Annotated in this window: 7 protein-coding genes, 1 other RNA gene and 1 pseudogene; 7 read left to right on the top strand and 2 right to left on the bottom strand. The window is 61.4% G+C overall.

Annotated elements, in window-relative coordinates; translation table 11 throughout:
• Window positions 1-2 precede the first annotated feature (2 nt).
• From smc to ffs, 5 genes are all read left to right on the top strand, one after another.
• Window positions 3-3,491: a chromosome segregation protein SMC gene (gene smc / locus PSH80_RS18770; protein ID WP_057960330.1), complete on the top strand. Its 3,489-nt coding sequence runs from the start codon at window positions 3-5 to the stop codon at window positions 3,489-3,491.
• Between the two features lie 253 nt (window positions 3,492-3,744).
• Complete coding sequence (gene zipA, locus PSH80_RS18765; RefSeq protein ID WP_057444921.1) at window positions 3,745-4,608, top strand: cell division protein ZipA; 864 nt, start codon at window positions 3,745-3,747, stop codon at window positions 4,606-4,608.
• A gap of 88 nt (window positions 4,609-4,696) precedes the next feature.
• Window positions 4,697-7,054, top strand: a complete 2,358-nt coding sequence (gene ligA / locus PSH80_RS18760; protein ID WP_305417892.1) for an NAD-dependent DNA ligase LigA — start codon at window positions 4,697-4,699, stop codon at window positions 7,052-7,054.
• A gap of 155 nt (window positions 7,055-7,209) precedes the next feature.
• Window positions 7,210-8,376 carry a putative zinc-binding metallopeptidase gene (locus PSH80_RS18755; protein WP_120733837.1) on the top strand — a complete coding sequence of 389 codons (1,167 nt, stop codon included), beginning with the start codon at window positions 7,210-7,212 and terminating at the stop codon, window positions 8,374-8,376.
• A gap of 144 nt (window positions 8,377-8,520) precedes the next feature.
• Window positions 8,521-8,617: signal recognition particle sRNA small type (ffs, locus tag PSH80_RS18750), an RNA gene on the top strand.
• 147 nt (window positions 8,618-8,764) lie between these two features.
• On the opposite strand, the gene PSH80_RS18745 is transcribed toward ffs, so the two are convergent.
• Together PSH80_RS18745 and PSH80_RS18740 are read right to left on the bottom strand one after the other, a co-directional pair.
• Window positions 8,765-9,667 carry a DUF2167 domain-containing protein gene (locus tag PSH80_RS18745; RefSeq protein WP_057960327.1) on the bottom strand — a complete coding sequence of 301 codons (903 nt, stop codon included), beginning with the start codon at window positions 9,665-9,667 and terminating at the stop codon, window positions 8,765-8,767.
• 191 nt (window positions 9,668-9,858) lie between these two features.
• The gene (locus PSH80_RS18740) at window positions 9,859-10,173 is read right to left on the bottom strand and encodes a helix-turn-helix domain-containing protein (protein ID WP_029298195.1); all 315 of its coding nucleotides are present in this window, start codon (window positions 10,171-10,173) and stop codon (window positions 9,859-9,861) included.
• A 458-nt stretch (window positions 10,174-10,631) separates the two neighbouring features.
• Here PSH80_RS18740 and PSH80_RS27435 point away from each other — a divergent pair.
• Together PSH80_RS27435 and PSH80_RS18735 are read left to right on the top strand one after the other, a co-directional pair.
• A pseudogene (locus PSH80_RS27435) lies at window positions 10,632-10,913 on the top strand (PAS domain-containing protein); the annotation flags it as partial.
• A gap of 216 nt (window positions 10,914-11,129) precedes the next feature.
• The gene (locus PSH80_RS18735; protein ID WP_370693745.1) at window positions 11,130-12,197 is read left to right on the top strand and encodes a methyl-accepting chemotaxis protein; all 1,068 of its coding nucleotides are present in this window, start codon (window positions 11,130-11,132) and stop codon (window positions 12,195-12,197) included.
• Window positions 12,198-12,202 lie beyond the last annotated feature (5 nt).

The following is a 12,202-nucleotide window of genomic DNA, read 5'->3' as shown; positions in this document are numbered from 1 at the left end:
GCGTGCGGCTCAAATGCATCAAACTGGCGGGGTTCAAATCCTTCGTCGACCCGACCACGGTGAACTTCCCCAGTAACATGGCGGCAGTGGTCGGGCCCAATGGCTGCGGCAAGTCGAACATCATCGACGCCGTGCGCTGGGTGATGGGCGAGAGCTCGGCGAAAAACCTGCGTGGCGAGTCGATGACCGACGTCATCTTCAATGGCTCCACCAGCCGCAAGCCGGTCAGCCAGGCCAGCATCGAACTGGTGTTCGACAACTCCGACGGTACCCTGGTGGGTGAATACGCCGCCTACGCGGAAATCTCCATCCGCCGCAAAGTGACGCGCGACAGCCAGAACAGTTACTTCCTCAACGGCACCAAGTGCCGGCGCCGCGACATTACCGACATCTTCCTCGGCACCGGCCTGGGCCCGCGCAGCTACTCGATTATCGAGCAGGGCATGATCTCCAAGCTGATCGAAGCCAAGCCCGAGGACCTGCGCAACTTTATCGAGGAAGCGGCCGGTATCTCCAAGTACAAGGAGCGCCGCCGCGAGACCGAAAACCGCATCCGCCGCACCCACGAAAACCTCGCGCGCCTGACCGACCTGCGTGAAGAGCTGGAGCGCCAGCTGGAGCGCCTGCACCGCCAGGCCCAGGCCGCCGAGAAATACCAGGAATACAAAGGCGAAGAACGCCAGCTCAAGGCGCAACTCTCGGCGCTGCGCTGGCAGGCCTTGAATGACCAGGTGGGCCAGCGCGAAGCGATTATCGGCACCCAGGAAATCAGCTTCGAAGCCCTGGTGGCTGAGCAGCGCAATGCCGACGCCAGCATCGAACGCCTGCGTGACGGTCACCATGACTTGTCCGAGCGCTTCAACCTGGTGCAGGGCCGCTTCTATTCGGTGGGCGGCGATATTGCGCGGGTCGAGCAGAGCATCCAGCACGGCCAGCAGCGCTTGCGCCAGTTGCAGGATGACCTGAAGGAAGCGGAGCGAGCGCGCCTGGAAACCGAGTCGCACCTGGGCCACGACCGCACCTTGCTGCTGACCCTCGGCGAAGAGCTGGACATGCTCATCCCCGAGCAGGAAATCACCAGCGCCGCCGCCGAAGAGGCCGCCGCCGCCCTGGAAGAATCCGAAACCACCATGCACGGTTGGCAGGAACAGTGGGATGCGTTCAACCTGCGCTCCGCCGAGCCGCGGCGCCAGGCTGAGGTGCAGCAGTCGCGCATCCAGCAACTGGAAACCAGTATGGAACGCCTGGCCGAGCGCCAGCGCCGGGTCCTGGAGGAGCGCGCCTTGCTGGCCGCTGCCCCGGAAGACGCGGCGATCATGGCGCTGAGCGAGCAGTTGGCCGAAAGCGAAATGACGCTCGAAGAGCTGGAAGCCAGCGAAGAACAGCAAGTGGAGCGCCTGGAGCAATTGCGCCAGGAACTGCAGCAGGCGACCCAGGCGCAGCAGCAGGCCCAGGGTGATTTGCAGCGCCTCAACGGGCGCCTGGCCTCCCTTGAAGCCTTGCAGCAGGCGGCACTGGATCCCGGCACGGGCACCGCAGAATGGCTGCGTGACCAGCACCTGGCCGAGCGTCCGCGCCTGGCCGAAGGCTTGAAGGTCGAAGCCGGTTGGGAACTGGCCGTGGAGACCGTGCTTGGCGCGGATCTGCAGGCGGTGCTGGTGGATGACTTTGGCGGGTTTGACCTGGCCGGTTTCACCCAGGGCGACTTGCGTCTGCTCAGCCCGGCAGCCGATGGCACCCGCGTGCCGGGCAGCCTGTTGGATAAAGTCGAGGCGCCGATTGATCTGTCGCCCTGGCTGGGCCAGGTCAAACCGGTGGATTCCCTGGAGCAGGCCCTGGCGTTGCGTGGCCAATTGGCCTCTGGCGAAAGCCTGATCAGCCGCGACGGCTACTGGGTCGGCCGGCACTTTTTGCGGGTGCGCCGCGCCAGTGAAGCCGAAAGCGGCGTATTGGCCCGTGGCCAGGAAATCGTCAACCTGAGTGCCGAGCGCGAAGAGCGCGAGGCGACCCTGGAGTCCCTGGAAACCCAACTGCAAACCCTGCGCGCCACCCAGCGCCAGCAAGAGACCGGCCGCGAACATTTGCGCCGCCTGTTGCAGGACGAAGCGCGCCAGCAGGGCGAACTGAAAGCCCAGCTCTCGGCCAGCAAGGCCAAGGCCGAGCAGTTGACCCTGCGCCGTACCCGTCTCGATGAAGAAGTGGCCGAGATGGGCGAACAGCGCGCCCTCGAACATGAACAAGTCGGCGAAGCGCGCCTGCAGTTGCAGGACGCCCTCGACAGCATGGCCCTCGACACCGAGCAGCGTGAACTGCTGCTGGCCCAGCGTGACAGCCTGCGCGAACGCCTCGATCGGGTACGCCAGGAAGCGCGCCAGCACAAGGATCACGCCCACCAGTTGGCGGTGCGCCTGGGCTCGTTGCGCGCTCAGCACGATTCCACGCGCCAAGCCCTGGAGCGCTTGGAGATGCAGTCCGAGCGCCTGACGGAAAAGCGCGAGCAACTGAGTCTCAACCTGGAGGAGGGCGAGGCGCCCCTGGAAGAGCTGCGCTTGAAGCTCGAAGAGTTGCTCGATAAACGCATGAGCGTCGACGAAGAACTCAAGACCGCGCAGATCGCTCTGGAAGACGCCGACCGCGAACTGCGCGACGCAGAAAAGCGCCGGACTCAGGCCGAGCAGCAATCACAATTGATCCGCAGCCAGCTCGAACAGCAGCGCATGGAATGGCAGGCCCTGACGGTGCGCCGCAAAACCTTGCAGGATCAGTTGCTGGAAGATGGCTACGACCTGCACGGCGTGCTCAATACCTTGACCGCCGAAGCCAACGAGAAAGAAGCCGAAGAAGAACTTGAGCGCATTGCCGCGCGCATTCAGCGACTCGGCGCGATCAACCTCGCCGCCATCGACGAATACCAGCAGCAGTCCGAGCGTAAACGTTACCTGGATGCCCAGAACGCCGATCTGGTGGAAGCCCTGGACACCCTGGAAAACGTCATTCGCAAGATCGACAAGGAAACCCGTAACCGTTTCAAAGATACCTTTGATCAGATTAATGGCGGTTTACAGGCCTTATTCCCAAAAGTTTTTGGCGGTGGCAGCGCTTACTTGGAACTGACGGGCGAAGATCTACTCGATACAGGGGTAACGATCATGGCGCGGCCTCCGGGCAAGAAGAACAGCACCATCCATTTGTTGTCCGGCGGCGAGAAGGCCCTGACCGCATTGGCCCTGGTGTTTGCCATCTTCAAGTTGAACCCGGCGCCGTTCTGCATGCTCGATGAAGTTGACGCGCCGCTGGATGACGCTAACGTTGGACGCTATGCCCGCCTGGTTAAAGAGATGTCCCAGACGGTGCAGTTCATCTATATCACCCACAACAAGATCGCCATGGAAATGGCGGATCAATTGATGGGGGTGACCATGCATGAACCGGGCTGTTCGCGACTGGTGGCGGTGGATGTGGAAGAGGCGATGGCAATGGTGGAAAGTTAGCGCCAAGTTGCTAGCTTCAAGGGGCATGAGTGTCGGCTTGAAGCTTATGATTTGTAGCTTAATTCCTGCGTCAGCCGACACATTTTGCGCCAACTGTGTAAAGTTATCTTTGGTCGTGCTAGTTTAATGTCAATTTTTCGTATGCGTGGGCAAAACGTCAGTCAGAACATAGAGTTGGCGCCACGTTTTAAAGCGGTTTGCACGGTGCTAAACCCCTTATTTTTCAGCATTTTTTATAGAGGCAAGGGATTACATGGAAATCGGTCTGCGCGAGTGGCTGATCGTCATCGGCATTATTGTAATAGCCGGTATTCTTTTTGATGGCTGGCGCCGTATGCGCGGCGGCAAGGGCAAGCTGAAATTCCGTCTGGACCGTAACCTGTCCAATCTGCCCGACGACGACGGCGCTGCCGAGCTGCTGGGGCCGCCCCGTGTCCTGGACACCCATAAAGAGCCGCAGCTGGACGAGCACGACCTGCCGTCGATGAGCGCCCCGGTGCGTGAAGCCCGCGAACCGTCGTCCAAACGTGGCAAGCGCGGCAGCGCTGCTGTGGCCGAGCCGCATCAGGGCGACCTGAACCTCGACGTGGACGAAGGCCCGAGCTTCAGCAGCCGCGATGGTGATTTCCCGGATGAAAGCCCGGCCAAGAGCGCGCCACGTGAGTCCACCAAGGACCAGCCGGCAGCTGAAGAAGTGCTGGTGATCAGCGTGATCTGCCGCGACGCGGCCGGTTTCAAGGGCCCGGCGCTGTTGCAGAACATCCTGGAAAGCGGCCTGCGTTTCGGCGAGATGGATATTTTCCACCGTCACGAAAGCATGGCCGGCAACGGTGAAGTACTGTTCTCCATGGCCAACGCGGTCAAGCCGGGCACCTTCGATCTGGACGATATCGACCTGTTCAGCACCCCTGCCGTGAGCTTCTTCCTCGGCCTGCCAGGCCCGCGTCACCCGAAACAGGCGTTCGACGTCATGGTGGCCGCAGCCCGCAAGCTGTCCCAGGAGCTCAATGGCGAGCTCAAGGACGACCAGCGCAGCGTGCTGACCGCCCAGACCATCGAACACTACCGTCAGCGCATCGTCGAGTTCGAGCGTCGCGCCCTGACACAGAAACGCTGAGGACGGGTCTTCAGCGTTGTCAGTAGAATTAAGCGCACTAACATATTGAGCAGCTTCGGCTGCTCTTTTGCTTTATGAGAGAACACCCATGACCGCCGCCCACACCCGCATTCTCGAGCTGCGCGCTGAACTGGATCAGCACAACTACCGTTACCACGTACTCGACGAGCCGAGCATTCCGGACGCCGAATACGACCGGCTGTTCCACGAACTCAAGGCGCTGGAAGCCGAGCACCCGGACCTGGTGACTCGCGACTCACCGACGCAGCGGGTCGGCAGTGCGGCGCTGTCGGCCTTTACCCAGGTGCGTCACGAGATCCCGATGCTCAGCCTGGGCAACGCCTTTGATGAAACCACCATGCTGGAGTTTGATCGCCGCGTTACCGAGGGTCTCGACCTGCCGGTGGGCGATCTGTTTGGCGGTGGTGCGGCGGTGGAATACAGCTGCGAACCCAAGCTCGATGGCCTGGCGGTCAGCCTGCTGTATCAGGATGGCGAGTTGGTGCGCGGCGCGACCCGTGGCGACGGCACCACGGGCGAAGACATCAGCGTGAATGTGCGCACCGTGCGCAATATCCCGCTGAAACTGCATGGCGCGGGCTGGCCGGCGACGCTGGAAGTGCGCGGTGAAGTGTTCATGTCCAAGGCCGGTTTCGAGCGTTTGAACGCCACGCAACTGGAAGTCGGCGGCAAGACCTTCGCCAACCCGCGTAACGCGGCGGCGGGCAGCCTGCGCCAACTCGACTCGAAGATCACCGCCAGTCGCCCCCTGGAGTTCTGCTGCTACGGCGTGACCACGGACATCAGCGACACCCATATCGGCAACCTCCAGCAGTTGCAGAAGTGGGGTATGCCCATCAGCCACGAGTTGAAGCTGGCCAAGGGGATTGAGGATTGCCTGGCGTACTACCGCGACATCGGTGAGCGGCGTAACAGCCTGCCCTATGAAATCGACGGTGTGGTGTTCAAGGTCAACAGCATCGCCTACCAGCGCGAATTGGGCTTTCGCGCCCGCGAGCCGCGCTGGGCCATCGCCCATAAGTTTCCGGCGATGGAAGAACTGACTGAATTGCTCGACGTTGAATTCCAGGTCGGCCGCACCGGCGCGGTGACGCCGGTGGCGCGCTTGAAGCCGGTCAAGGTGGCGGGAGTCACCGTATCCAATGCGACATTGCACAACATGGACGAAGTGGCGCGCCTGGGCTTGATGATCGGTGACACCGTGATCATCCGCCGTGCCGGTGATGTGATCCCACAGGTCGTGTCGGTGGTTACCGAGCGTCGCCCGGAAAATGCCCGCGCCGTGCAGATCCCGGAAAGCTGCCCGGTGTGCGGTTCCCATGTGGAGCGCACGCAACTGGTCAAGCGCAGCAAGGGCAAGGAAACCGTCAGCGAAGGCGCGGTGTATCGCTGTGTCGGGCGCCTGGCCTGTGGTGCGCAGCTCAAGCAGGCGATTATCCATTTTGTCTCGCGCCGGGCCATGGATATCGACGGCCTGGGCGACAAGACCATCGAGCAGTTGGTCGATGAGAAACTCATCGGCTCGCCGGCGGACCTGTACAAGCTCAAGTACGAACAGATCATCGACCTGGAAGGCTTCGCCGATGTCTCCAGCAAAAAACTGATCGCCGCCATCGAAAACAGCAAGACCCCAACCCTGGCGCGGTTCATCTACGCCCTGGGTATTCCCGATGTGGGCGAGGAAACCGCCAAGGTCCTGGCGCGTTCCCTGGCGTCCCTGGAGCGTGTGCAGCGGGCGTTGCCGGAAGTGCTGACGTACTTGCCGGATGTGGGCCTGGAAGTGGCGCACGAGATCCACAGCTTCTTTGAAGACGGGCACAACCAGCAGGTGATCGGCGCGCTGCTGTCGCCGGACGAGTGCGCGCTGGTCTTGCAGGACCAGGGTGAGCTGAGTGCCGAGTTCGCTGCCAGTACCACCCTGGGCGGCCTGCTCGACAAGTTGCATGTACCTTCCGTGGGGCCGGGAGCCGCGCAGAAACTGGCGGACAAGTTTGGCTCCCTGGAGGGTGTTATCCAGGCCGATTGGCTGGATATGCGCCAGGCGCTGCCGGAGAAGCAGGCCAAGGCCGTGCGTGAGTTCTTCGATAATCCGGACAATGCCCATCATGCGCTGGCCATCGAGCAGCAGCTCAAGGACTTCGGCATGCACTGGCAGAGTGAGAAGAAGGTGGTTGAAGGCTTGCCCGAGGCGGGGCATACCTGGGTGCTGACCGGCTCCCTGGAACTGATGAGTCGCGACGTGGCCAAGGCAAAGCTCGAAAGCCTGGGGGCCAAGGTGGCGGGTTCGGTCTCGGCGAAGACCCATTGCGTGGTCGCCGGGCCGGGTGCCGGCTCGAAACTGGCCAAGGCCAGCGAGCTGGGGCTGAAGGTCCTGGACGAAGAGGCTTTTGTCGCATTCCTGGCCAGCCACAACATTCCCCTCTGATGATCGTTCCCACGCTCTGCGTGGGAATGCATTCCAGCACGTTCCGCGACCCAACAGCGGACGCAGAGGCCCATGGCGTCATTGCCAGGCAGAACGTGGGAACGATCTTGCGCGGTAAATGATCTAGTCTTGGGCACGCCCCTGGAGAGATCGCCATGTACCGCTTCTTCGAACAGCTCAGTTCGCGCATCGCCGCGCCATTCATGGGCGGGGGTTCGCGCAACAGCAAGGTCTGGCAGTGCCGTTGCGGGCAATCCCTGTTTTTTCGCAACAGCCAATGCCTGGCCTGTTCGGCGCTGTTGGGTTACCTGCCCGAGCAAAGCCGGCTGGCGTCCCTGCAACCGGGGCCGGTGGTCGATACCTGGCTGCAGGACGACAACCTCGACGCCGGCGCCTGGCGCCGCTGCGCCAACCTCGATACCCCAGCGGCCTGCAACTGGCTGATCCCGGCCTACAGCACCGCGCCGCTGTGTGTGGCGTGCAGCCTTAATCGCACCATTCCCGACCTGTCGATTCCGGAAAACCCCGAGCGCTGGCGCAAGGTGGAAACCGCCAAACGCCGGCTGGTGGCGCAATTGATCAGCCTGGGGCTGCAGGTGATCCCCAAAACAGTCGACGAGACCAATGGCCTGGCTTTTGACTTCGTGGGTATCGACCTGGCAGGCAAGGCCCCCACCACGGGCCATGCCAATGGCTTGATCACCCTGGATATCAAGGAGGCCGACGACGAGCACCGCGAGAAAATCCGCGTGCAGATGCGCGAGCCGTACCGCACCTTGCTCGGTCACTTCCGCCATGAGGTCGGCCACTACTATTGGGATCGCCTGATCGCCGGCAGTCATTGGTTGCAGCCGTTTCGCAACCTGTTCGGCGACGAACGCGCCAGTTATACCGACGCCCTCGACCAGCACTACCAGAACGGCCCGCGCCCGGACTGGCAGCAAACCTGCGTCAGCGCCTACGCCACCATGCATCCTTGGGAAGACTGGGCAGAAACCTGGGCCCATTACCTGCACATGATGGACGCGGTCGACACCGCCCTGGGGTTTGGCATGAGCGCACGGGAGATGGACCTGGACTACCAGCCATTTCCCCTCACCACCCTCTATGACCCGCAGCACCCTGGCGGCCCGGCGTTCCTGTCGTTCGTCAACGCCTGGATCGAGCTGGCCGGCATGCTCAATGAACTGTCCCGCAGCATGGGGCAGCCGGATTTCTATCCCTTCGTGCTGCCGCCGGCAGTGATTGCCAAGTTGCACTTCATCCACTTGGTGATCCAGGAAGAGGGCGGCCGTGCGGATGAGGTATTGAAAGCCCAATGATCAAAAGATGCGAGGGTGTTCTTGAGGGCTATGGCAAGTACTTGAACCTCTTGGCTTTTTAATCCTGCGCCAACGGTTGTAACTTCCGATGAGATCGGTACAATGGCCCCGCTTGCCGAGAGGCCAGCGTCGTTATGGTGACCCCATCGGTCCCCCCGCAACGATTACCCGTGAACCTGGTCAGATCCGGAAGGAAGCAGCCACAGCGGGAACATTGTGTGCCGGGGTGTGGCTGGTGGGGTTGCCTCCATAACGCCCCCTCGCAACAACCCTCTTGTTTATTCCGCTATCCAATTCATCAGAATTTTTCACTTGCCCAGGCCTGATTGCGCCCGAGGCCAAGCTATTTGTACGCCGCGATTGCTCGCGGCGTTTTCGTGTGTGGCGATCAGCCTTTGTTGCGGTTGAAGAACTTGCGTGCGCCTGCCAGCAACGCCACCACGCCAATCACCAGAAACTTCTTGGCGGCCAGCAGGAAGATGCCGATCTTGGCAAATAGCCCGGCCTTGCCGGCAATCCCGCCAGCGACCAGTGCGGCCAGGCCATAAGAGGCCAGCTTGTCGGTGCTCGGGTTGTAGTCGGTGTAGAGGTTGCCGTCGGTGAAGTTGGTGAAGGCCAGGACCTTGGGCAGTTCCTGCTTGATGGTGGGCAGGTCGGCCATGGCGGCGACGGCGTTGAGTTCCAGCACGCCCTCGCGGCCCAGCACGCGGATGCTGTAGTTGAGGGTGTTCTGCTCGGCGTCGTCGGCTTTCAGTTCCCGGGCCCAGTACATCTTGTGGGACGGTTGATCGTAGTGCGGCGGTTCGGCCCAGCCCAGCAGGTGCAGGCCGGCATAGCCTTGCTTCTGGCGTTCCTTGTTGTCCTCGGCATCGTCTTCCTGCATTTGCTTGAGCAGCTCGGTGTAGTCGATTTTTGCCGCATCTTCGTCGGAAATATGCCCGTCGTCCTTGTAGCTGACAATCACGCCCCAGCCGCGTGCCGACAGTGGGCTGACGGCCTTGGGCACGATCATGCCCAGGGTGTTGAAGCCCGGCGGGTTGCCCCAGCCGTCGGTGAGCAGACGTTCGGTGTCGTTGGGATCCAGATAGTAGAACTCGTCGTTGAGCTTGAGCGTAGCGATGCCGCCGGGCAGGGTGACGGTGCCGGTTTGCTGCTTGAGGGAGGCGAGGAAGTGCTCGGCGGTTTCGGCGGGTGCGCTGGCTTCGACTGGCGCCGGGGCTGCGGTGGCATAGACCGGTGCGGCAGGCAGGCTCAAGGCGGCTGCCGCCACCAGCAGGCGGAGGTAGTTCATGGTAGTCCCTTACATTTTGAAATAACTTCGCGAGAGGATACGCGAATCTGCCTGGGCCGCGCGAGTATGCTGGCAAAAGGCGTGGCCCAGCGCCTGCCAGGAGAGGGGCTGTCCGGTCGGATCATGTCAGTAGGCAAAGAGCAAAGAACAGGCGACGTCAGTGGCCTGCTCTTTTTTATGTCGTACGAGCTCTAAGGCTTGGACAAGGCCTGGTCTACCGCCGCTATCAGCTTTCCCAGATCCTTCGGGGTGGCTTTATGAATGACACCGAACAGATAAGCGCGCTGTTCTTCCTCATCGCCCAGATCGGCAAAAAAGACTTTCAGCTTCACTCCCAAGGCCTCCGCAAACAAGAACAGAGCGTCAACGCTGGGTGTATAGGTGCCGGTTTCGAAGCGGCTAATGGTTTTAGGGTCAAAACCGGTTTTCTCACCTAGTTCAGCCTGAGTAAGCCCCGCTACCTTTCGGTAGCGTCTGATGGCTGGACCCAAACTTGAAATTTGCATCGCTCAATTCCCATTTAGAATCAAGAACTTAACGATAAATATTGGCATTAGACAACGGCACGCACCATCACCTTTTCTTGCAAAATGTGATGTAATTCGTAGAATCGGCGTTTAGGACAAGTATTTGGCGGTGTCGTTTCACAGGGCACCTTTATGAAACAGGAAATCATTGCTTTCTCCTCACTTTCATAAAGGTAGTTGCAAAACAGTTGCTTGGCCGCAGCGCCAAGCTCGCTCTTGCGCGCCCACGCAACCCTCGCCTTTCACACCAGACGCTCGAATTAAAGCCTAGTTGATCTTCGCTAAACCGAAGGTCAGGTGCTGGGCAAAACCTGGTTTGGCTGCCCAATGGCGCCAGCCAGCCCATTGACGGTTTACCCGTCTGGAAATACCCCTCCATCTGCAGGATCTATCCGATCCTGAGCAGGTGGATCGAATGCTGTCCATGGAGCTTTAAAGTGCGCGTCAATTTGCCGGTCACCACAGTTGAACAGACTTTCGGGGAGCAGCAACGGCTCATTTCCGCAACTGACATCAATAGCCACATTACTTACTGCAACGACGAGTTTGCCGCCATGAGCGGCTTCACCCAGGCTGAACTGATAGGCAGTACCCACAATCTGGTGCGCCACCCGGACATGCCGCCCGCGGTCTTTGAGCTGATGTGGCGCTACCTCAAGGCCGGCCAGAGCTGGATGGGCGTGGTCAAGAACCGTTGCAAAAACGGCAACTTCTATTGGGTCAGCGCCTATGTGACGCCGATCCTCGAAGACGGTCGCCTGGTAGGTTATGAGTCGGTGCGGGTCAAGCCGACGCGCGAGCAGGTGCGGCGTGCCGAAGCGCTCTACGCACGTTTGCGTGCCGGGCGTTCGGCGGTTTCGCCGTTGCAGCGCCTGGGCCAGGTCGGCAATGCCCTGGCCGTTCCCGCCCTGGCGGCAGTGCTCGCTGGCGGGGCGATGCAATGGTTGCCGGGCGGGTGGGCGCAGGCCTCTGTCGCGCTGCTGTTTCTTGGCCTCGGCGCCTGGGCGCACCTGCGTCTGGGGCAGCAGCTCAAGCAGATTGTCGAGCACACGCCCAATACCTTTTCCGACCCTATCAGCGCCATGACCTACAGCGATGCGCTGGGCCCGGCTGCGCAACTGGAAATGATCCTGATCAGCGAAGAGGCGCGCTTGAAAACCGCGCTCACGCGTCTGAGCGACCTGGCCACCCAGATGGCCGAGGCTGCTGCTCATTCCAGCATGTTATCGGGCACCACCGAGTCGGCGCTGCTGGAGCAACGCGCGGAAACCGATATGACCGCCGCCGCCATGACCGAAATGGCCGCCTCCATCGCTGAAGTGGCAACCCACGTCCAGCAGACCGCCAGCGAAGCCCGCACCGCCAATGACCTGGCTGAGCAGGGCAGTCATGTTGTCGGCACCACACGCGAGGCGATTCAGCTACTGGCTAGCACTGTCACCCAGATCAACCAGGCGGTGGGCCATCTGGCCGACCAGACCCAGGAAATCCGCGTGGCCGCGAGCATGATCCAGGCCATCGCCGACCAGACCAACCTGCTGGCCCTGAATGCTGCTATCGAAGCGGCGCGGGCCGGCGAGCAAGGCCGTGGCTTTGCTGTGGTGGCCGATGAAGTGCGGGCGCTGGCGGGCAAGACCCGACAGTCGACCGAGCAGATCCAGGGCATCATCCAGAGCTTGCGTGCCGGGGCCGATCAGGCGGTGGACATTGCCAGCACCGGTATTCAAGAGGCCGAGCAAGGCGTGCAGCAGGTACTGCAAGCGCAACAGGCACTGCTGGGCATTCGCCAGGCGGTGGAACGCATTACCGGCATGAGTCAGCAAATGGCTGCAGCCTCACAGGAACAATCCCACGTCGCAGAGGATGTTTCACAACAGATCAATAACGTCGCGGCCACGGTACAAAAGACAGCGGGCAACGCCAACGCTGCAGTCACCCGGGGCCGGGAACTTGAAAGCATCTCTTCCGGGTTGCGTGCCCTGGTCGAGCGGTTCAACCGCTAGCCACC

Origin of the sequence: Pseudomonas sp. FP818, assembly GCF_030687335.1 — a bacterium.
Taxonomy (GTDB): Bacteria; Pseudomonadota; Gammaproteobacteria; order Pseudomonadales; family Pseudomonadaceae; genus Aquipseudomonas; species Aquipseudomonas shahriarae.
This window is presented reverse-complemented; position numbering and strand designations above follow the sequence as displayed.